Genomic DNA, 19,531 nt, shown 5'->3' on the forward strand with positions numbered 1-19,531 from the left:
GGCTCAGGAGAAGTCGAAGCCGAGGCGCCCGAGCTGCTTGGGGTCGCGCTGCCAGTCCTTCGCGACCTTGACGTGGAGGTCGAGGTAGATCGGGGTGCCGAGGAGCGCCTGGATCCCCTGCCGCGCCCGGGTGCCGATCTCCTTGAGCCGGGAGCCCCGCTTGCCGATGACGATCGCCTTCTGGCTGGGCCGCTCGACGTAGATGTTCACGTGCACATCCCACAGCGGGTGGTCCTCGTCGCGGCCTTCGCGCGGCCCCATCTCCTCCACCTGCACCGCGAGCGAGTGCGGGAGCTCGTCGCGCACACCCTCGAGCAGCGCCTCGCGGACGAGCTCGGCGACCATGACCGATTCCGGCTCGTCGGTGAGCTCCCCGTCGGGGTACAGCCGGGGCGAGGGCGGGAGATGCCCGGCGAGCACGCTGTCCACGGTGTCGACCTGGAAGTCGTCCTGCGCGGACACCGGCACGATGTCGGCGAACTCCCCGAGCTCGCCGACCGCCATGAGCGCCTGCGCCACCCGCTCCCGGTCGACGAGGTCGGTCTTCGTCACGAGCGCGACGACCGGGGTGCGGCGTGCGACCTGCTGGAGCTGCTCGGCGATGTAGCGGTCGCCCGGCCCGATCTTCTCGTTCGCCGGCAGGCAGAAGCCGATGACGTCGACCTCGGACAGGGTGGACACGACGAGGTCGTTGAGGCGCGCGCCGAGCAGGGTGCGCGGCCGGTGCAGGCCGGGGGTGTCGACGAGCACGAGCTGGTGGTCCGGCCGGTGGACGATGCCGCGGATCGTGTGCCGGGTGGTCTGCGGCTTCGCCGAGGTGATGGCGATCTTCGCCCCGACGAGCGCGTTCGTCAGCGTGGACTTGCCGGTGTTCGGCCGCCCCACGAAGCAGGCGAAGCCGGCGCGGTGGCCCTCGGGGACGTCGGGATCGATGAGCGATGTCATGGCGTGACCGCCTCCTGGGTCTCGGTGACGACGACGTGGGTGATGCGGTGGCGGCGGCCCTGGCCGGGCAGCGCGCGGACGCTGAGGCCAGCGATGACCGCCTCGGAGCCCTCGATCGGCACGCGGCCGATCTCCTTGGTCAGCAGCCCGCCGACGGTGGTGACGTCGTCCTCCTCGATCCGCACGTCGAAGTGGTCGGCGAAGTCCTCGATCTGGGTGCGTGTGCTCACGTGGAAGACGCCCGGGGTGATCTCGGCGATGTCGGCGTCGGCGACGTCGTGCTCGTCATCGATCTCGCCGACGATCTCCTCGACGATGTCCTCGATGGTGATGATCCCCGCGGTGCCGCCGTACTCGTCGACGACGACGGCGACGTGGTTGCTCTCGCGCTGCATCTGCCGCAGCAGGTCGTCGACGGCCTTGGTGTCGGGCACGAAGGCGACGGACCGGGCGAGCGCGCGGACCGGCGTGCCGTGCTCCTCCGGGTGCGCGTGCAGCCGGCGGGCGACGTCCTTGAGGTAGAGCACGCCGATGATGTCGTCGACGTCCTCGTCGATCACCGGGATGCGGGAGAAGCCCGAGCGGAGGAACAGGCTCATCGCCTTAGCGAGCGGGATCTCCGCGTCCACGGTGACGAGGTCGGTGCGCGGCACCATGACCCGGTAGGTGCGGGTGTCGCCGAGGTCGAACACGCTCTTGATCATGTCGCGCTCGTCGTCCTCGATGACATCGGCGCGGTCGACGAGGTCGCGCAGCTGCTCCTCGGACACGAACGGGCCGTCGCGGTACACCTGGGCCGGGGTGAGCATGTTGCCCATCCACACGAGCACGCGGGCGAACGGGCCGAGCGCGGTGCGCAGCCCGGCGACGAGCCCGCCGAGGGCGAGCGACACCGACAGCGAACGCCGCCGGCCGATCGTGCGCGGCGAGATCCCGGCGACGACGAACACCGCGATCGAGGCGGTGAGCACGGTGCACAGCACCATCTGCCAGCTCGCATCGAACACCGCGTTGTAGGCCATCGCGACGAACACCGTGGCCATCGCCTCGAACACCTGACGGGAGAAGGTGAGGACGTTGATGTGGGTGGGCAGGTCGGCGAGGATCCGGGCGACCTTGGCGGCGCCGCGGCGACCGTCCTCGACCGCGTCGGCGATCTGGTGATGGGACACCGCCCAGAGGGCGGCGTCCGCGGCGGCAAGCACCGCGGCCACGGCGAGGCAGACGAGCGCGAGGGCGAAGAACAGCAGGATCACGGCGGCTCAGTCCTCCGTCGGCTCGGGCACCGAGGTGCGGCCCGGCTCCCTCTCGGAGAACCAGGTGAGGAGGAGGTTGCGCTGCAGACCGAACATCTCCTCCTTCTCCGCCGGCTCCCCGTGGTCGTAGCCCATGAGGTGGAGCAGGCCGTGGACGGTGAGGAGGAGGACCTCGTCGTGCAGGGTGTGCCCGGCGCGCTGCGCCTGCTCGGCGGCGACGGCGGGGCAGATGACGATGTCGCCGAGCGTGCCCTCGGCATCCGTGTCCCCGGGCCGCAGCTCGTCCATCGGGAAGGACATGACGTCGGTGGGGCCGGGCAGGTCCATCCACTCGACGTGGAGCTCGCTCATCGCCTCCTCGGAGGCGAACCGGACGTACACCTCGGCGGCGGGGTGGATGCCCATCCGCTCGAGCACGTGCGCGGTGAGCTCCTCGACCTCGCGGAGCGCGATGTCGTAATCGGTCTCGTTGCCGATCTCGACGCTCATCCCCTGCTGCCCTTCCGGGACCGGCCGGGCGCGGACTCCTCCGCGGCGGACCACAGGTCGTAGGCGTCGACGATCGCCGACACGAGGCTGTGGCGCACGACGTCCTTGCTCGTGAGCTCGCAGAAGGCGATGTCGTCGACCCCGGAGAGGATGTCGCGGACGACCTTGAGGCCGCTCCGGGTGCCGCCGGGCAGGTCGATCTGCGTGGCGTCGCCGGTGACGACCATCCGGGAGTTGAAGCCGAGCCGGGTGAGGAACATCTTCATCTGCTCCGGCGTCGTGTTCTGCGCCTCGTCGAGGATGACGAACGCATCGTTGAGGGTGCGCCCGCGCATGTAGGCCAGCGGCGCGACCTCGATCGTCCCGGAGTCGAGGAGCAGCCGGATCCGGTCGGGCTCGATCATGTCGTGGAGCGCATCGTAGAGCGGCCGCACGTAGGGGTCGATCTTCTCGTTGAGGGTGCCGGGGAGGAAGCCGAGCTTCTCGCCGGCCTCGACCGCCGGGCGGGTGAGGATGATCCGGGACACGTCCTTGTGCTGGAGCGCGTTGACCGCCATCGCCATCGCGAGGTACGTCTTGCCGGTGCCGGCCGGTCCCACGCCGAAGGTGATGGTGTGGGTGCGGATCGCGTTGACGTACTGGTGCTGGCCGAAGGTCTTGGGCCGCACGGTGCGCCCGCGGGAGGACAGGATGTTCTCGCCGAGCACCTCGGACGCCGAGGCGCCGGGCACCTCCATCCGGTGCACCCGCCCGACGGTCTCCTCGTCGATCCGGTGGCCGGCGGCCACGAGCTTCTTGAGCTCGCCGATCGTCGTGACGAGCGCGTCGACGTCGTCGGTCGGGCCCTCGAGCGTGAGGTCGCGCTCCCGGCAGTGGATGTCGACGTCGGGTGCGAGCTCCTCGAGCACCCGGAGGTTCGCCTCGGCGGGGCCGAAGAGCGCGACGAGATCGATGCCCTCGGGCACGGAGAGCCGGACCTTCGACGGGAGGGATGCGGGGTTCAGGGGGTGTCCTTTCGCTGCGGCGGTGTCCACCGGCGACAGTCTATCGGGTCGCGCCGGGACCGGCAGGGGCCGCGGGCCCGGCACCGGGCTCGGAATCGACGGCGGGCTCGGAACCGACATGAGCATCGGCCCAGCGCCCGAGGAGCATCTGGCACAGGGCGAGGCCGACGGGGCCGGCCGAGGAGGTCCGCAGCACGGTGTCGCCGAGGCGCACCGGCACCGCGCCGGCCTCGGTGCACGCCGCGATCTCCTCCGGGGCGATCCCGCCCTCCGGTCCGACGACGAGGACGATCCGTGCGGTGTCCGCCGGGCGCCGGGCGAGTGCGGTGGGCAGATGCACCGCGGCCTCCTCATGGAGCACGAGGACGTGGTCACCGGGGGCGAACGCAGTGGTCAGCCCGGTGCCGCGGGCGAGCCCGGCGAGCTCGGGAATGCGGCTGCGGCGGGCCTGGAGGGTCGCCGCGCGCAGCGTGTTCTCCCATCTCTGGATCATCTTCGCCTGCTTCTTCGCCGGCCAGTCGGCGATCGAGCGCTGCGCCGCCCACGGGACGACGGCGTCGACGCCGACCTCGGTCGCGGCCTCGATCGCCTGGAGGTCGCGGTCCTGCTTGGCGAGCGCCTGGACGAGCACAAGGCCGGGTGCCGGCTCCGGGTCCCGGGTGCATGCGGTGACCTCGACGGTGAGCGCATCCGGTGCGGCCGCCGTGATCGTGCCGGTGATCCGCAGGCCGCGGCCGTCGACGAGCTGGAGGGGTTCGCCGGTGCGCATCCGGCGCACGCGGACTGCGTGGCCGGCCACGTCGGGCCCGCACGCCACCCGCTCGCCCACCGGTGCCGGGGCGAGCCCGTCGGCGAGGTAGACAGGGAGGCTCACCGGCCGGCGAACCTCTCCCGGATCCGGCTGAAGCGGCTCTTCGACTGCTCGCCGACGATCGCCTCGGGCTCGACCTCGTCGCGCGCCTCGGCGAGCTGCTCGAGCAGCTCCCGCTGCCGGGCGTCGAGCTTGTTCGGCGTCTGCACGACGACGGTGACGAGCATGTCCCCGCGCGAGGAGTGCCGCAGGCGGGTGGCCCCGAGACCGGGCAGGCGCTTGACGGTGCCGGACTGGAGACCGGGCTCGATCTCGATCGTCTGCACCCCGTCGAAGGTCTCGAGCTGGACCGCGGAGCCCAGGGCGGCAGCGGTCATCGGGACGGTGAGCATGCACCGCAGGTGGTCGCCGTCGCGGGTGAAGACCGGGTGGTCGATCACCCGGATCTCGAGGTAGAGGTCACCGGGCGGTCCCCCGCCCGGACCCACCTCGCCCTGCCCGGCGAGCTTGATGCGCACGCCGTCGGACACGCCGGCGGGGATCCGCACGGGCAGCGAGCGCTCCGCTCGGACGCGGCCGTCGCCGCCGCAGCTCGTGCACGGGTCGGTGATGTGGGTGCCGTAGCCGCCGCAGTTGTTGCAGGTCTGATTGGTGACCATCTGGCCGAGCAGGGTGCGGGTCATCTGCTGAATGCTGCCGGTGCCGTGGCACAGCGAGCAGGTCTCCGCCGAGGTGCCCGGCCGGGCACCGTCGCCGTCGCAGGTCCCGCACACCTCGGCGGTGACGATCTCGACGGTCTCGGTGTCGCCGAAGACGGCCGTCTCGAGGTCGATCTCGACCTCGATGAGCGCGTCCTTGCCGCGCCGCTGCCGGGAGGCCGGCTGCGTGCGCCCTGCCCCGCCCATGCCGCCGCCGAAGAACGTCTCGAACAGGTCGGAGAAGCCGCCGAAGTCGCCGCCCCCGAATCCCTGCCCGGAGCCGGAGCCGCCGAGGTCGTAGTTCTGCCGCTTGTTCGGATCCGAGAGGATCTCGTAGGCGACGGCGACCTCCTTGAACTCGGCCTCGTGCCCCGGGTTGACGTCGGGGTGGAGCTTCCGGGCGAGCCTCCGGTAGGCCTTCTTGATCTCGTCGGGGGTGGCGTCGCGGTCGACGCCCAGGGTTGCGTAATGATCGCTCACTCAGAGTCCTTTGCTTATTCCGAGAGGATGACGGAGACGTACTTGGCGACGGCGCGCACGGCGGCCATCGTGGTCGGGTAGTCCATGCGGGTGGGGCCGAGGACGGCGAGCTTCGCCTCGGAGTCGTCGGTGCCGTAGCCGGTGGCCACGACCGAGGTGCTCGCGAAGGACTCGACCGGGTTCTCCCGGCCGATCCGCACGCTCACGCGCCCGGTCTCCGCGACCATCGAGGTCAGCAGCTTGAGGAGCACGACCTGCTCCTCGAAGGCCTCGAGCAGGGGGCCGATGTGCGCTCCGAGGTCCCGCCCGGAGCGGGCGAGGTTCGCGGTGCCGGCCATGACGAGCCGGTCCTGCCGGGTCGAGCGGGCGAGATCGGTGACGACCTCGCTGATCGCGGCGGCGACGTCCCGCAGCCCCGGCGGCACGCTCACCGTGTCGCAGGCCGCCGCGACCCGGTCGAGCCGGGTGCGGTGGAGGACCTCGTTGAACGCATCGCGCAGCAGGGCGATGTCGGTCTCGCCGAGCGGCATCCCGGAGTCGACGATCCGCTGCTCGACCTGTCCGGAGTCGGTGATGAGGACGACGAGCAGGCGGTGCGGGGCGATGTCGACGAGCTCGAGGTGGCGCACCTGGGAGGTCGTGGCCATGGGGTACTGGACGACGGCGACCTGGTGCGTGAGCGAGGCGAGGAGGCGGACCGTGCGGTCGAGCATGTCGTCGATGTCGACGGGGCGCTCGATGATCCGCGCGATCGCCCGCTTCTCCGCCGCGGACAGCGGCTTGACCTCGTCGAGCCGGTCGACGAACATCCGATAGCCCTTGTCGGTGGGGATGCGCCCGGCCGAGGTGTGCGGCTGCGCGATGAGCCCCTCCTGCTCGAGGGCGACCATGTCGTTGCGGATCGTCGCCGAGGACACCTCGAGGCCGTGGCGCTCGACGAGCGCCTTGGATCCGACGGGCTCGTTCGTCGCGACGTAGTCCTCGACGATGGCCCGCAGCACGCGGGCGCGGCGGCCGTCATTCATCGCGCTCCCCCCTGTCCGGCTCCCGTTCGACTGCTCGATTCTTCGGCTCTCGACTGTCTGGCACTCCACATGTTCGAGTGCCAATCCTACGCCTGTGGGCGGGTGAGTCCCAAAACCCGGGTGCGGGCGACCTACAGTGGCCTGATGACCTATTCCGACCCCCACGGCCGTGATGTGCTCTCCGCCTCCTCCCCCCGCTCCCGGCGCCGTCCGGAGTCCAACGAGGTGCCCGTCGCCCCGGGCCTCGTCGTCGAGGATGCAGAGAGCGGCTGGGTGGGCGCGATCGTCGGCTTCGAGAAGACGAGCGCCGGCCACGTCGTCCACCTCGAGGACCGGCGCGGGCGCACGCGCCCGTTCCCGCTCGGCCCGGGCTACCTCATCGACGGCTCCCCCGTGCGCCTCGTCCGCCCCGTCCCGCGCACCCGGGCTCCCGGCCGCACCGCCTCGGGCTCGGTGGCCGTGCCCGAGGCGCGCGCCCGGGTGGCCCGGGGCTCGCGGATCTGGGTCGAGGGCAAGCACGACGCGGAGCTCGTGGAGAAGATCTGGGGCGACGACCTGCGGGTCGAGGGGGTCGTCGTCGAACCGCTCGGCGGGCTCGACGACGTGGCCGACCGGCTCGTCGAGTTCGGTCCCGATGCCGCGCACCGGGTCGGCGTCCTCGCCGACCACCTCGTGGCCGGCTCGAAGGAGATGCGGATCGCCGAGGCGGTGACCCGGGATCCGCGCTACGCCGGTGTCGTGCACTTCATCGGCCACCCCTACGTCGACATCTGGCAGGCCGTCCGCCCGGCCGTCGTCGGGATCGCCGCGTGGCCCGAGGTGCCGCGCGGGGAGGACTGGAAGACCGGGGTGCTCCGCCGCATCGGCTGGCCGGCCTCGGACCACCGGGACGTCGCGCGCGCCTGGCAGCGGATCCTGCGCTCGGTGAGCACGATCGCCGACGTCGACCCCGCGCTCTCCGGTCGGGTCGAGGAGCTCATCGACTTCGTCACGGTCGAGCCCGGAGCGCACTGAGGGGTCCTCGCGGGCTGCTCCCACACCCGTGCGCGGACCGCGGTGTGGCCGAATCGGAACACCCGGAGAATGCGCCGGGCGGCCCGGTGGCATAGCGTAGGGACGTATCGCATCCGTGCGCGCCGCTTCGGAAAGGAAGTCCCCCAGCATGTCGCAGCAGCCCTACGGCCAGGATCCCGGCCGTCCCATGCCCCCCACCTACACCTCCGGCCAGCAGCAGCCCTACGGCTCGCAGCCGCAGGGCGGAGCGGCCTACGGATCACAGCCCCAGCAGCCGTACGGCTCGCAGCAGCCGGCGTACGGCTCCCAGCCGCAGGGTGGGGCCTACGGGTCCCAGCCCCAGGGCGGCGGCGCCTATGGCTCCCAGCCGCAGCAGTCCTACGGCTCCCAGCCGCAGGGCGGAGCGGCCTACGGCTCCCAGCCCCAGTCCTACGGTCAGCAGCAGGCCTACGGCCAGCAGCAGTCCTACGGGCAGCCGGCCATGGGCGGGCTCCAGCAGAGCCGCCCGCCGGGCCCGGGCCTGCGCCACCCGTTGCCCCCGCAGGCCTACGGCCCCGGGTCGCAGAACTTCTGGCAGCCCACCGAGTCGGAGCGCTCGGCGGCGATGTGGACCCACCTCGGCACGCTGCTCATCGGCTGGCTCATGCCGCTCATCATGTTCATCATGAAGAAGGACGAGTCCGCGTTCGTCCGCGAGCACGCCCGCCAGTCGCTCAACGCACAGATCATGAACGCGATCCTGTGCTACGGCATCATGCTCATCAGCCTGCCGCTGATGCTCGTTTTCATCGGCTTCATCACGTTCTGGCTCGCGTTCATCCCGCCGATCATCTACATCGTCTTCGAGATCATCGCCGCCGTCGCCGCGAACAAGGGCGAGGGCTACAAGATCCCGATGAAGGCCGACATGGTCAAGTGACCTGTCGCGCCCCCGCACGCGCCCCGCACCGGATCACCGGAGCGGGGCGCGCGTGCGTCCTGGACCCGGCTAACGCCCCGTACCCGATGTTCCGGACCTGCAACCGGCACCCATGGCACCGGCCCACCGTGGCGGCGTAGTCTCGGAGCAGACGAAAGGAATCCCCATGGCATACCCGCCCCCGCACGGACACGTCCCGCCCCAGCCGCAGTTCCCGCAGCACGGTCAGCCTCAGCAGGGCCCGTATCAGCAGCATCCCCAGCAGCCCCCGTACCAGCAGCCCATGCGCCCGCCGCCGGGGTCCGCCCGCGCCGGGGTCCCGCTGCGCGGCCCGCATCCGGTCGGCGCGTACGGACCGGGTTCGGCCCGCTACTGGAACGCCGATCCCGACGAGCGGCAGATGGGGATGTTCGCCCACCTCGGCGGGCTGCTCACCGGCTTCATCACCCCGCTCATCATCTACGTCCTCAAGAAGGACGAGTCGCCCTTCATCCGCGACCAGGCGCGCCACTCCCTCAACGCCCAGATCAGCTATGTCATCTGGACGGTCGCCGCGCTGGTGGTGTTCAGCGTCGTCGGGTTCGTCCTCGCGCTCGTGACATTCGGGCTCGGGCTCTTCCTCATGTACGCCGGCTTCCTGCCGCTCATCGCGCTCCTGGCGTTCGAGATCATCGCCTGCATCAAGGCCAACGAGGGTGAGGGCTACCGGATCCCGTTCTCCCTCGACCTCGTCAAGTGATCACCGGCTCACCTCAGTCGAGGTGGTCGGTGAGCACGCGCACGAGGTGATCGGCGAGCAGTCGGCCGGTCAGGGTGGGCCGCCACTGCCCGCGCGCGGCTGCACCGGGCTCGAGCAGCCCGCTCGCCTCGAACTCCGCGACCGCGCTCCGGGCACCTGCCGGCAGCGAGTCCGGCGGGAGCCCGTCGCGGATCCGGGCGGCGAGCATGATCCGCTCGATCTCGCGCGTGGGCCCATCGAGCACCTCGCGTCCGATCGCCGGGGACTGCCCGGCGCGCAGGCGATCGGCCCAGGCCCGGGGATGCTTGGCGTTCCAGAACCGGGTGCCGCCGATGTGCGAATGCGCCCCGGCCCCGTAGCCCCACCAATCGGCGTTGTGCCAGTAGGCGAGGTTGTGACGGCACCGGTGCTCATCGCCGCGGGCCCAGTTGCTCACCTCGTACCAGTCGTAGCCGGCGGCGGCGAGCAGTGAGTCGGCGAGTTCGTATTTGTCGGCGAGGTCGTCCTCGTCGGGCATCGGCAGCTCCCCGCGGCGCACCTGCATGCCCATCCGGGTGCCCGGTTCGACGATGAGCGAATAGGCGGAGATGTGGTCGGGGGTGCAGGCGAGCGCGGCCTCGAGCGAGGTCCGCCAGTCGGCGAGCGATTCTCCCGGCGTGCCGTAGATGAGGTCTAGGCTGACGTCGAGGCCCGCAGCGCGCACCCAGTCGACGACCTCGGGGATCCGCCGGGCGTCGTGGGTGCGGTCGAGGGTGGCGAGCACGTGGGGCACCGCGGACTGCATGCCCAGCGAGACGCGGGTGAAGCCGGCGGCGGCGAGCTCGGAGAGGTACTTCGGGCTCAGTGTGTCCGGATTGGCCTCGGTGGTGATCTCCGCGCCCGGAGCGAGCTCGAACCGCTCCCGGATGTCGGCGAGCACCCCAGCGAGCACGGCGGCCGGCAGCAGGGTCGGGGTGCCCCCGCCGAAGAACACCGTCTCCACCGGACGCCGCGGCACCTCGGCCCGGTCGAGCACGGAGAGGGAGAGGTCGAGCTCGGCGCGGATGCCGTCGCGGAAGTCCGCGCGCGAGGCGCCGGGACCGAGCTCCTCGGCGGTGTAGGTGTTGAAGTCGCAGTAGCCGCACCGGACCCGACAGTAGGGCACGTGGACGTAGAGGCTCAGGGAGCGCTCCCGGGCACCGGATGCGGCTGCGGGCGGGAGTGCGCCGTCGAGCGGCGGGGTGTCCCCTTCGGGCTGTGCGGGCATCCACCCATCGTGGCACATGTGCACAGGCCGGTCAGCCGCCTATGATGTGGGGTACGTCGCTACCCGGAGGGAATGCATGTCCGCCCCGTACAGCTCGCCGTCGTCCGAACCGCACCGCTCCCCCGCCGGAGAGCCGATGCCGGCCGACGACCGCGGGATATCCGCCCCGCGCACCTGGCGCACCGCGGGCCTGTCCGAGCACCCGCCGGCGGCCCCCGCGCCGATCTCCCCGACGCATCCGCCCGAGCGCGAGATCCGGTTCGTCGACTTCCCCGGGATCGAGGTGACGAGCACCGGCGTGCACACACCGGCCGGCACGATCCCCCTCGACCAGGCGCGCTTCTTCCTCGCCGACCGGACGTGGACCACTCGCAGCACCCCGGGCTGGGCGATCGCGCTGGCGATCGGCGGATTCTTCGTGGTGACGTTCTTCAGCCTGCTGTTCCTGCTCGCCAAGGACGAGCGGACGACGGGCTATGTCGACGTCACGGTGACCGGCGCCGGGGTGAGTTACACGTCCTCGGTGCCGATCGCCTCGGCGCGGGCACGCGCGGAGATCCACTCCCGCTGGGCCTACGCCCAGCAGCTCGCCGGGCGCATCTGAGACCGGCCGCGGGGCCGGCGGCTACTTCTTGGCGGACTTCGAGTCGTCGGTGGAGAGCGCGGCGATGAAGGCCTCCTGCGGCACCTCGACCCGGCCGACCATCTTCATCCGCTTCTTGCCCTCCTTCTGCTTCTCGAGCAGCTTGCGCTTGCGGCTGATGTCGCCGCCGTAGCACTTGGAGAGCACGTCCTTGCGGATCGCGCGGATCGTCTCGCGGGCGATGATGCGCGAACCCACGGCGGCCTGGATCGGCACCTCGAACTGCTGGCGCGGGATGAGGTCCTTGAGCTTGCCGGCCATGAGCACCCCGTAGGAGTACGCCTTGTCGCGGTGCACGATCGAGGAGAAGGCGTCGACGGGATCCCCGTGGAGGAGCACGTCGACGCGCACGAGGTCGGCGACCTGCTCGCCGTCCATGTCGTAGTCGAGGGAGGCGTAGCCCTTGGTGCGGGACTTGAGCTGGTCGAAGAAGTCGAACACGATCTCCGCCAGCGGCATCCGGTAGCGCAGCTCGACGCGGTCCTCGGACAGGTAGTCCATGCCCTGCATCTGCCCGCGCTTCGACTGGCACAGCTCCATCACCGCGCCGACGTAGTCGCTCGGCAGGAGGACGGTGGCGCGCACCATCGGCTCGCGCACCTCGCGGACCTTGCCGTCGGGGTACTCCGAGGGGTTGGTCACCTCGTGCTCGGTGCCGTCCTCCATGGTGACGTGGTAGACGACGCTCGGGGCGGTGGAGATGAGGTCGAGGTCGAACTCGCGCTCGAGCCGCTCGCGGACGATCTCGAGGTGGAGCAGCCCGAGGTACCCGCAGCGGAAGCCGAAGCCGAGCGCGGCCGACGTCTCCGGCTCGTAGACGAGCGCGGCGTCGTTGAGCTTGAGCTTGTCGAGCGCGTCGCGCAGCACGGGGTAGTCGGAGCCGTCGATCGGGAACAGTCCGGAGAACACCATGGGCTTGGGGTCCCGGTAGCCGCCGAGGGCCTCCTCGGCGGGCTTCCGGGCGGCCGTCACGGTGTCGCCGACGCGCGACTGGCGGACGTCCTTGACGCCGGTGATGAGGTAGCCCACCTCGCCGACGCCCAGGCCCTTGCTCGGGGCGGGCTCGGGGGTGGAGGCGCCGATCTCGAGGAGCTCGTGGGTGGCCTGCGTCGACATCATCACGATCTTCTCCCGCGGCGAGAGCTGCCCGTCGACGACGCGGACGTAGGTGACGACACCGCGGTAGGTGTCGTAGACGGAGTCGAAGATCATCGCGCGGGCAGGTGCGTCGGCATCGCCCTGCGGCGGCGGGATCTCCTCGATGATGCGGTCGAGGACCTCCTCGACGCCCTCACCGGTCTTCCCGGAGACGAGCAGGACCTCCTCCGGCTCGCAGCCGATGAGGTTCGCGAGCTCCGCGGCGTACTTCTCCGGCTGCGCCGCCGGCAGGTCGATCTTGTTGAGCACCGGGATGATCGTGAGGTCGTTCTCCATCGCCAGGTAGAGGTTGGCCAGCGTCTGCGCCTCGATCCCCTGCGCGGCGTCGACGAGCAGCAGCGCGCCCTCGCAGGCGGCGAGCGAGCGGGACACCTCGTAGGTGAAGTCGACGTGGCCGGGGGTGTCGATCATGTTGAGCGCGTACGGGGTGCCGCCGACCTCCCAGGGCATCCGCACCGCCTGGGACTTGATGGTGATCCCGCGCTCCCGCTCGATGTCCATCCGGTCGAGGTACTGGGCGCGCATGTCGCGCTGCTCCACCACGCCGGTGATCTGCAGCATGCGGTCGGCCAGCGTCGACTTGCCGTGGTCGATGTGCGCGATGATGCAGAAGTTGCGGATCAGCTCCGGCGGCGTCGAGGCGACCGCGATCTGGGGGACTGCGGACGCGCTCACCTGAGGTGCCATTGACGTGGGTTCCCTTTCTTCTGGACCGGACACTCATTGTTCCACACCGGCACCGCCGCGCCGACTCGCACCGGGGCCCGCGCCTGCCGCGGGGACGCCGTCCTAGACTGGCGGCATGCCGACCGAGGAGCCTGCACCCGATCCGCTGTCCGTGATGTCGTACAACCTGCGCTACCCGGCGCTCGACCGGAATCCGTGGCGCCGCCGCCGGCCGGTCGCCGCGGCGATGCTCCGGGAGTCCGCGCCGCACCTCGTCGGCTCCCAGGAGGGGGTCCACCGGCAGCTCACCGAGCTCGTCGACGGCCTGCCGGAGCACTACGCATGGCTCGGCGAGGGGCGCGAGGGCGGGGACCGCGGTGAGTTCACCGCGGTGATCTACGACTCCCGCCGGATCGGCATCGACCACGTCTCCGTCGAGTGGCTGTCCGAGCGGCCGCGGGTCGCCGGCTCGGTGTCCTGGGGCGCGCGCACTCCCCGCACCCTCACCGTCGTCGACTGCACCGATCTGCTCACCGGCACCGACCTGCGCTTCCTCAACACCCACCTCGACCACCGCTCCGAGCGCGCCCGAGAGCACTCCGCCGACGCCCTGCTCGCCGCGGTCGCCGGCGCCGGCGGACGGGCGTGCATCCTCACCGGGGACTTCAACGTGACACAGGATTCGGCGATCCACGCCCGCCTGCTCGACGAGGGCGGGCTCGCGGACGCCGTGACCGGGGCGCCCTCGCCGGACGCGGACATCAACACCTTCCACGCGTACCGAGGGCCGAAGCGGGAGGGGAATCGGATCGACTGGATCCTCCACTCCCGCGAGCTGCGTCCGGTGCGCACCGCGGTCAACCTGTTCGGCCGGGGGAAGCAGTACCCCTCGGACCATTTCCCCATCGAAGCCGACTTCGTCCCCGCCTGAGCCGGGAGTGAGCTGCGCCCGCCCGGTATCGTGGAACGCATGAACTTCAAGAATCTCGCTCGGCGCGCCGTCAACGCCGGGGTGCGCAGCGGCGTGCGCTATGCGACCCGCAAGCTCCGGGACCCGGCCGCCCGCAATGCACTCGGCGGTCTGCTCGGCGGGCGCGAACCCGCCCAGGTCCTCGAGGAGTACCGCGACCGACCGGACGGGCGCACGCGCTCCACCGGCGCCCGCGCCGGAACGAAGCGCTCCGGCTCCGCAGCGAACCCGCCCGCACCCGCCGGACCGCGCGACGGCTTCGACCGCGCCAAGCCGGCACCCCGCTCCCGGCCCAGGCAGCGCTTCCCGCAGCGTCCCGCCGGCGGCTACCCGGGCGACCACACCGGCCCGATCCGGCCCGTCTACGCCCCCGACCTCGACGGCGACGCCGATCCCGGGGAGGTCGTGTGGGGGTGGGTCCCCTACGAGGAGGACCACACGCAGGGCAAGGACCGACCGGTGCTCATCATCGGCCACGAGGGCCGCTGGCTGCTCGGCCTCATGCTCACGAGCAAGGACAATGTGCCCGGCGGGGTCGGCGAGGTCCGCTCCGACGGGCGGTCGCGCTGGATCAACATCGGGAGCGGCGACTGGGACTCCCAGGGCCGGCCCTCGGAGGTGCGACTCGATCGGGTCATCCGGATCGACGACCACGCCGTGCGGCGCGAAGGGGCGATCATGCCGATGGAGCTGTTCTCCCGCGTCGTGTCCGAGGTGCGCGCCGGCACCTGAACCGTGTAGTCTGGTGTGCTGTATGTTCACCACGGTGTGTGTCTCACCTTGGTCGGGTGGACGTACACCTGCTCAGCATTGAGTGACGCTCGTGTTTCCCCGCGATGTCGTCCACCGGTGGGCGGGCAGCCCTCACGACCATCCATGAACACGAACACGAAAGAGTGTCGAAGTTGGCAAACATCAAGTCCCAGATCAAGCGGAACCTGACGAACGAGAAGGCCCGTCTGCGCAACAAGCAGGTGCGCACCGAGGTCAAGTCCGTCACCCGCGTCGTGCGCGAGCAGGTCGAGGCCGGCAACGCCGATGAGGCGAAGACCGCTCTCCAGGCGGCCTCGCGCAAGCTCGACAAGGCCGTGTCGAAGGGCGTGCTGCACAAGAACACGGCAGCCAACCGCAAGTCGAAGCTCGCGAAGCTCGTCAACGGTCTCTGAGCCGCATCCCACGCGCAGAGCCGGTTCCCGCAGTGCGGGGGCCGGCTCTCGTCATGTCCGGGCCCGCGGGCACTGGGCTCAGTGCCGGCGGGCCTGCGCGCTCACCCGGGTGACGAGCCGTTCGACGGCATAGACCGGGTCCCGGCCGGCGCCCTTGACCTCCTCGTCCGCGCGGGCGACCGCGAGGAGCGCCTGGCCGAGTGCGAGGTCGTTCCAGGAGCGGAGGTCGCGGCGGGCGCGGTCGACCTGCCAGGGGGCCATCTTGAGCTCCGAGGCGAGCTGGCCGGGACTGCCGGAGACCCCCTGGACGCGGGCCATGGTGCGCAGCTTGAGCGCGAGCGCGGCGACGAGCGGCACCGGGTCGGTGCCGGTGGCGAGCGCGTGACGCAGCAGCGTGAGGGCCTCCGCGGAGCGGCCGGCGACCGCGGCGTCGGCGACCTTGAAGCCGGTCGCCTCGACCCGCCCGCCGTAGTAGCGATCGACCATCGCCTCGGTGATCGGCCCCGTAGTGTCCTGGAGGAGCTGCTCGATCCCGGCGTTGAGCTCGGACAGGTCCGCGCCGAGCGCGCTCATGAGCGCGGCGAGGGCCGGGGGCTCGATGGTCCGCTCGGCGCGCTTGAACTCCGCGAGTGCGAAGTCCTGGCGGTCGGATTCGCTCTTCATCACCTGTGCGTCGATGCGCGGGTAGCCGGCCTTGTCGATCGCGGTGAGGAGCTTGGAGCCGCGGTTGCCGCCGGAGTGCTTGAGGAGGACGACGGCGTCCTCGTTGACCTCGCCGACGTAGGCGAGTGCGTCCTGGAGGAAGTCGTCGCCGCACTGGGCGACGGAGTCGACGATGACGAGCTTGCGGGTGGCGAACAGCGACGGCGCGGCGGCCATCGCGAGGTCGCCGGCCTCGTAGCGAACGGCGTCGAGGTGCGTGGTCTCGAGGTCCTTGTGCTTGCGGCAGGCCGCGACGATGCGGTCCTGCGCCTTGCGCACGAGCACGGATTCACCCCCGGAGATCACGACGACGGGCGCCGGCTTGGCGCGGGTCCACGGCACGAGGGTCTTCTTGGCTGCCACGTGCTCCACCCTACCGGTGGGCGCAGACACGGGACTCCCTCACACCGGGCATCGCGCACCTCCCCCGGCGGCCGCGACCCGCGGGCCCGGGGTGAGCGCGAGCGTGCCGCACTCGTCGGTGCGCAGTACGGGTGCGGTGCCGAACGCCGCGAGGCTGCCGGCACTCGGGTGACCGTAGCCGTTGTCCTCCCCCACCGACACGACGCCCAGGCGCGGTGCGGCCGCGGTGTAGAACTCCGGGCTGAGATCGCTCGAACCGTGGTGCGGGGCGAGCAGCACGTCGACGGGCGGCACGACGCGGGCGAGCCGGCGCTGCTCGGCCTCCCCGATGTCCCCGGGGACGAGCACGGTGAGACCGGGCACAGTGACGAGGACGACCGCGGAGGAGGCATTCGTGTCCTCCGCTGCGTTCTCCCGGTCCGTCCCGTTCCCGCGGACCGTCCCGGCGCCGGTCGCTGTACCGTCCGGCGCCGCCCCCGTGCTGGCTGCCCCCGCTCCTGCCGTCACCGCGCCTGCTGGCCCCGCCGGCGGCCAGAGGATCTCCCAGCTCGCCCGGCCCGCGGAGAATCGCGCACCCGCCTCGACCTCGGTGACGGCGACCCCCGGGTGCGCGCCGAGGAGCGCACGGGCCCGCCGGTGTCCTCCGGCCCCGGCCGGGAACTGGATCGCGGTGAGGCTGCGGCCGCGCACCACGCCGGGGTGCCCGGCGACGTGGTCGGCATCGAAGTGGGAGACGAGCAGGTGCACCTCACGGATCCCCGCCGCCGACAGGCAGGAATCGACGGCGGCGGAATCCGGTCCGGTGTCGATGAGGAGGGCCTGCTCGGCTCCGAGCCGCACGAGGGTCGCGCTCCCCTGCCCGACGTCGCAGACGAGGACCTGCCAGTCCGCCGGCACCCGCCGGTGCACCACCGGGAGGAGAGTGCCGGCGAGCAGGCAGAGGACGAGCACCGCGGCGCCGATGGCGGGGCCGGCCCGGAGGCGGAGGAGGACGGCGAGAGCGAGCCCGAGCGCGGCACCGGCGGCCAGGACGATCCCCAGGGCACCGGCGGGCCACGGCCACACCGCGGCGGGCAGCTCCGTGCCCACCCGGGCGAGCCTGGCGATCCACCACGCGCACCCCGTCGCCGGCAGTGCGAGCAGTGAACCGCACAGCTCGATGGCTGCGAGCACGGGTCCGGCGGCCGCTGCGGCGAGCAGTCCGAATGCCAGGACGAGCATCCCGAGCAGGGTCGCCGGTGCGACGAGCGGGGCGGCGAGCACGTTCGCCGGGACCGCCCAGGCGCTCAGGGTGCCGCCGATTCCGAGGAGAACCGGGGTCACCCCGATCTGTGCGGTGATCGGCACCGCGAGGGCGGCGGCGACCGGATAGGGCACCCGCCGGGCCTGCAGCAGCTCGGTGAGCCCGGGGCCGAGGAGCACGAGGGCCGCGGTGGCGGCGACGGAGAGATGGAAGCCCGGTTCCCCGGCGAGAGCGGGCCGCATCACGATCACCCCGATCACGGCGCTCGCGAGGACGGCCGGGCCCCGCGTGCCGGTGCCGCGCAGGAGCACGATCGCACCGACGAGGCCCATCCCGGCGGCCCGGATGACGCTCGGCTCGGGTCCGACGACGAACACGTAGCCGGCGGTGACGGCGACCGCGGCCCCGATCGCCCAGCCGCGTCCCGCTCCGGTGCGCCGCACCGTCCACATGACGCCGAGGGCCACGATGGAGATGTTCGAGCCGGACACCGCGGTGAGGTGGGCGAGCGACACCGTGCGCATGTCCTCCTCGAGGCCGGGCGCGAGCCCTTCGACGTCGCCGACGACGAGCCCGGGCAGCAGCCCCGCCCCGTCATGGTCCCGGGCTCCACCGAGTGCCGCCGCTCCGCCGTCCGTCCCTTCACCGAGCGCGCAGCGGGCGAGGAAGCCGCGCACCTCTGCGCGCAGCCGCCACGCCGGGCCCGGCTCCTCGAGGACGGTGAGCGGCCCGTTCGCGAACAGGGCCGCGGCGGCCCCCTCGGGCTCGATCCGTCCGGTCACGTGCACCCGGGAGCCGGCGGGCGGGAGCGGCTCGCGGGAGATCACGGTGACCGGACCGGCGGCGGTGCGCAGCTGGGCCCGGTGCGCACCCGAAGGCCCGGTGACGGGATCGGTGAGGACCGTCGCCTCGCCGGCGTACTCCCCCGGTGCATCGGGCACGACGGTGCGCGCGGTCCACACCCCGGCGCTCACCGCAGCGGCGAGCAGTCCCACCGACAGCACCCAGGCCAGCAGGCCGCGTGCGCGGACCGCGCGCCTCAACAGGAGCAGCGCGGCGGCCAGGGTGCACAGGAGCGCGGCGACGACGGGCGCCCAGCCGTGCACGGGGACCACGGCAGCCACCCAGGCGCACGTCGCGGCGAGGACGAGCCGAGCGGTCGCGGCCCGTTCGAGGAGCCAGGTCCTCACGGCGCTCATACCGTCACCAGGTCACGGAGGCGTGCGAGGGTCGCGTCTCCGATCCCCGGCACGTCGATGAGGTCGTCGACGGCGGCGAAGGGCCCGTTCTCGGTGCGGTGGGTGATGATCGCCTCCGCCGTGGCCGGGCCCACGCCGGGCAGCGTATCGAGGCCGGCGGCATCGGCGGTGTTGATGTTGACGAGCGCCTGCCCGGGCGGTCCGGGACCCGGCCCGGCCGGCGGTGCGCCGGGCGCCGGTGGGACCGCAGGCGGTGCAGCAGGTGCCGCGGGTGCGGCTCCCGGTGGGTTCTCGCCGTGGGCGGGCACGATGATCTGCTCGCCGTCGGTGAGCACGCGGGCGAGGTTGATCGCACTCGTGTCGGCGTCGTCGGTAGGGCCTCCGGCGGCGGTCAGGGCGTCGGCGACCCGGCTGCCGTGCGGCAGCCGCACGACCGCGGGGCGCGCGACGGCGCCGACGACGTGGACGGTGATCTCCACCGGCGCGCTCGTCGCGGCAGCCGGGCCGGACTCGGCAGTGCTGCTCGCCGCCACCGGCTCGCCGGCCGGCAGGTCCGCGGGCTCCTCCGTGGGGGCCAGCACCACGAAGGCGACGATCCCGGCGAGCACGACGCCGAGCACGGCGAGGACGGCGAGCTTCGCCGGCACCGGTCGGGAGCGCGGAGCGGGATCCTCCTCGGGCTCCTCGTCCTCGGGCAGCCAGCCGTGGGTGCTGCTCCGTCCGACGAGGAGGGCGAAGCGGTCGTCCGGTGAGGGTGCCATGCGCCCGAGGCTAGGTGCCCGGGCATCCCGGTTC

19 protein-coding genes are annotated in these 19,531 nt (G+C 72.0%); 7 read left to right on the forward strand and 12 right to left on the reverse strand.

Annotation, left to right across the window (positions count from 1 at the left end):
- Nucleotides 1–3 precede the first annotated feature (3 nt).
- The 7 genes from era to hrcA are packed head-to-tail and all read right to left on the reverse strand — an operon-like array spanning nucleotide 4 to nucleotide 6,708.
- Nucleotides 4–945: a GTPase Era gene (gene era, locus AB0I45_RS02540; RefSeq protein WP_265808805.1), complete on the reverse strand. Its 942-nt coding sequence runs from the start codon at nucleotides 943–945 to the stop codon at nucleotides 4–6.
- A complete protein-coding gene (locus AB0I45_RS02545; protein WP_345032237.1) occupies nucleotides 942–2,201 on the reverse strand; it encodes a hemolysin family protein in 1,260 nt (419 codons plus the stop codon). The genes era and AB0I45_RS02545 overlap by 4 nt, the downstream gene beginning before the upstream one ends.
- A gap of 6 nt (nucleotides 2,202–2,207) precedes the next feature.
- Nucleotides 2,208–2,690 carry an rRNA maturation RNase YbeY gene (gene ybeY, locus AB0I45_RS02550; RefSeq protein ID WP_137319854.1) on the reverse strand — a complete coding sequence of 161 codons (483 nt, stop codon included), beginning with the start codon at nucleotides 2,688–2,690 and terminating at the stop codon, nucleotides 2,208–2,210.
- Nucleotides 2,687–3,724, reverse strand: coding sequence for a PhoH family protein (locus tag AB0I45_RS02555; RefSeq protein WP_247618777.1), 1,038 nt, complete (start codon nucleotides 3,722–3,724; stop codon nucleotides 2,687–2,689). Before AB0I45_RS02555 ends, ybeY begins: the two co-directional genes overlap by 4 nt.
- 10 nt (nucleotides 3,725–3,734) lie before the next feature.
- Nucleotides 3,735–4,568 carry a 16S rRNA (uracil(1498)-N(3))-methyltransferase gene (locus AB0I45_RS02560; protein ID WP_295689993.1) on the reverse strand — a complete coding sequence of 278 codons (834 nt, stop codon included), beginning with the start codon at nucleotides 4,566–4,568 and terminating at the stop codon, nucleotides 3,735–3,737.
- Nucleotides 4,565–5,683 (reverse strand): molecular chaperone DnaJ, encoded by a 1,119-nt coding sequence (gene dnaJ, locus AB0I45_RS02565; RefSeq protein WP_295689991.1) that lies wholly within the window; start codon nucleotides 5,681–5,683, stop codon nucleotides 4,565–4,567. The genes AB0I45_RS02560 and dnaJ overlap by 4 nt, the downstream gene beginning before the upstream one ends.
- A gap of 14 nt (nucleotides 5,684–5,697) precedes the next feature.
- The gene (gene hrcA, locus AB0I45_RS02570) at nucleotides 5,698–6,708 is read right to left on the reverse strand and encodes a heat-inducible transcriptional repressor HrcA (protein WP_137319858.1); all 1,011 of its coding nucleotides are present in this window, start codon (nucleotides 6,706–6,708) and stop codon (nucleotides 5,698–5,700) included.
- Between the two features lie 144 nt (nucleotides 6,709–6,852).
- On the opposite strand from hrcA, the gene AB0I45_RS02575 reads away from it, so the two are divergent.
- From AB0I45_RS02575 to AB0I45_RS02585, 3 genes are all read left to right on the forward strand, one after another.
- On the forward strand, nucleotides 6,853–7,722 hold the full coding sequence (locus AB0I45_RS02575) for a DUF3097 family protein (RefSeq protein WP_295689988.1): 870 nt from the start codon (nucleotides 6,853–6,855) through the stop codon (nucleotides 7,720–7,722).
- Between the two features lie 148 nt (nucleotides 7,723–7,870).
- Nucleotides 7,871–8,641, forward strand: a complete 771-nt coding sequence (locus AB0I45_RS02580; RefSeq protein WP_247618773.1) for a DUF4870 domain-containing protein — start codon at nucleotides 7,871–7,873, stop codon at nucleotides 8,639–8,641.
- A gap of 166 nt (nucleotides 8,642–8,807) precedes the next feature.
- A complete protein-coding gene (locus AB0I45_RS02585; RefSeq protein ID WP_137319860.1) occupies nucleotides 8,808–9,380 on the forward strand; it encodes a DUF4870 domain-containing protein in 573 nt (190 codons plus the stop codon).
- Between the two features lie 13 nt (nucleotides 9,381–9,393).
- Here the strand turns inward: AB0I45_RS02585 and hemW are convergent, their stop codons facing one another.
- Nucleotides 9,394–10,626: a radical SAM family heme chaperone HemW gene (gene hemW, locus AB0I45_RS02590; protein ID WP_265808798.1), complete on the reverse strand. Its 1,233-nt coding sequence runs from the start codon at nucleotides 10,624–10,626 to the stop codon at nucleotides 9,394–9,396.
- 76 nt (nucleotides 10,627–10,702) lie between these two features.
- Between hemW and AB0I45_RS02595 the strand changes: the two genes are divergently transcribed.
- Nucleotides 10,703–11,230: a hypothetical protein gene (locus AB0I45_RS02595; RefSeq protein ID WP_295687783.1), complete on the forward strand. Its 528-nt coding sequence runs from the start codon at nucleotides 10,703–10,705 to the stop codon at nucleotides 11,228–11,230.
- Nucleotides 11,231–11,251: 21 nt separating this feature from the next.
- On the opposite strand, the gene lepA is transcribed toward AB0I45_RS02595, so the two are convergent.
- On the reverse strand, nucleotides 11,252–13,114 hold the full coding sequence (gene lepA, locus AB0I45_RS02600) for a translation elongation factor 4 (protein ID WP_137319863.1): 1,863 nt from the start codon (nucleotides 13,112–13,114) through the stop codon (nucleotides 11,252–11,254).
- 115 nt (nucleotides 13,115–13,229) lie between these two features.
- Here lepA and AB0I45_RS02605 point away from each other — a divergent pair, with 115 nt between their 5' ends.
- The 3 genes from AB0I45_RS02605 to rpsT all read left to right on the forward strand — a co-directional run bounded on the left by AB0I45_RS02605 (nucleotide 13,230) and on the right by rpsT (nucleotide 15,229).
- Nucleotides 13,230–14,024: an endonuclease/exonuclease/phosphatase family protein gene (locus AB0I45_RS02605; protein WP_295687779.1), complete on the forward strand. Its 795-nt coding sequence runs from the start codon at nucleotides 13,230–13,232 to the stop codon at nucleotides 14,022–14,024.
- A 39-nt stretch (nucleotides 14,025–14,063) separates the two neighbouring features.
- On the forward strand, nucleotides 14,064–14,795 hold the full coding sequence (locus AB0I45_RS02610) for a type II toxin-antitoxin system PemK/MazF family toxin (RefSeq protein WP_137319865.1): 732 nt from the start codon (nucleotides 14,064–14,066) through the stop codon (nucleotides 14,793–14,795).
- A 173-nt stretch (nucleotides 14,796–14,968) separates the two neighbouring features.
- Nucleotides 14,969–15,229, forward strand: coding sequence for a 30S ribosomal protein S20 (rpsT, locus tag AB0I45_RS02615; protein WP_247618769.1), 261 nt, complete (start codon nucleotides 14,969–14,971; stop codon nucleotides 15,227–15,229).
- A gap of 78 nt (nucleotides 15,230–15,307) precedes the next feature.
- Here the strand turns inward: rpsT and holA are convergent, their stop codons facing one another.
- Genes holA through AB0I45_RS02630 form a run of 3 tightly spaced genes read right to left on the reverse strand, consistent with a single transcriptional unit; the run spans nucleotide 15,308 to nucleotide 19,497 of the window.
- The gene (gene holA / locus AB0I45_RS02620) at nucleotides 15,308–16,294 is read right to left on the reverse strand and encodes a DNA polymerase III subunit delta (RefSeq protein WP_137319867.1); all 987 of its coding nucleotides are present in this window, start codon (nucleotides 16,292–16,294) and stop codon (nucleotides 15,308–15,310) included.
- Between the two features lie 39 nt (nucleotides 16,295–16,333).
- The gene (locus AB0I45_RS02625) at nucleotides 16,334–18,736 is read right to left on the reverse strand and encodes a ComEC/Rec2 family competence protein (protein WP_295687771.1); all 2,403 of its coding nucleotides are present in this window, start codon (nucleotides 18,734–18,736) and stop codon (nucleotides 16,334–16,336) included.
- Nucleotides 18,733–19,497, reverse strand: coding sequence for a ComEA family DNA-binding protein (locus tag AB0I45_RS02630; protein ID WP_295687768.1), 765 nt, complete (start codon nucleotides 19,495–19,497; stop codon nucleotides 18,733–18,735). The genes AB0I45_RS02625 and AB0I45_RS02630 overlap by 4 nt, the downstream gene beginning before the upstream one ends.
- Between the last annotated feature and the right edge of the window lie 34 nt (nucleotides 19,498–19,531).

This window comes from Brevibacterium sp. NPDC049920 (genome assembly GCF_040656435.1).
Lineage (GTDB): Bacteria > Actinomycetota > Actinomycetes > Actinomycetales > Brevibacteriaceae > Brevibacterium > Brevibacterium pityocampae.

Bases quoted from the DNA above. Each gene is read 5' to 3' on its own strand.
- era (WP_265808805.1), bottom strand. From the start codon at position 945: ATGACATCGCTCATCGATCCCGACGTCCCCGAGGGCCACCGCGCCGGC.
- ybeY (WP_137319854.1), bottom strand. From the start codon at position 2,690: ATGAGCGTCGAGATCGGCAACGAGACCGATTACGACATCGCGCTCCGC.
- hrcA (WP_137319858.1), bottom strand. From the start codon at position 6,708: ATGAATGACGGCCGCCGCGCCCGCGTGCTGCGGGCCATCGTCGAGGAC.
- AB0I45_RS02575 (WP_295689988.1), top strand. From the start codon at position 6,853: ATGACCTATTCCGACCCCCACGGCCGTGATGTGCTCTCCGCCTCCTCC.
- AB0I45_RS02580 (WP_247618773.1), top strand. From the start codon at position 7,871: ATGTCGCAGCAGCCCTACGGCCAGGATCCCGGCCGTCCCATGCCCCCC.
- AB0I45_RS02585 (WP_137319860.1), top strand. From the start codon at position 8,808: ATGGCATACCCGCCCCCGCACGGACACGTCCCGCCCCAGCCGCAGTTC.
- hemW (WP_265808798.1), bottom strand. From the start codon at position 10,626: ATGCCCGCACAGCCCGAAGGGGACACCCCGCCGCTCGACGGCGCACTC.
- AB0I45_RS02595 (WP_295687783.1), top strand. From the start codon at position 10,703: ATGTCCGCCCCGTACAGCTCGCCGTCGTCCGAACCGCACCGCTCCCCC.
- lepA (WP_137319863.1), bottom strand. From the start codon at position 13,114: ATGGCACCTCAGGTGAGCGCGTCCGCAGTCCCCCAGATCGCGGTCGCC.
- AB0I45_RS02605 (WP_295687779.1), top strand. From the start codon at position 13,230: ATGCCGACCGAGGAGCCTGCACCCGATCCGCTGTCCGTGATGTCGTAC.
- AB0I45_RS02610 (WP_137319865.1), top strand. From the start codon at position 14,064: ATGAACTTCAAGAATCTCGCTCGGCGCGCCGTCAACGCCGGGGTGCGC.
- AB0I45_RS02625 (WP_295687771.1), bottom strand. From the start codon at position 18,736: ATGAGCGCCGTGAGGACCTGGCTCCTCGAACGGGCCGCGACCGCTCGG.
- AB0I45_RS02630 (WP_295687768.1), bottom strand. From the start codon at position 19,497: ATGGCACCCTCACCGGACGACCGCTTCGCCCTCCTCGTCGGACGGAGC.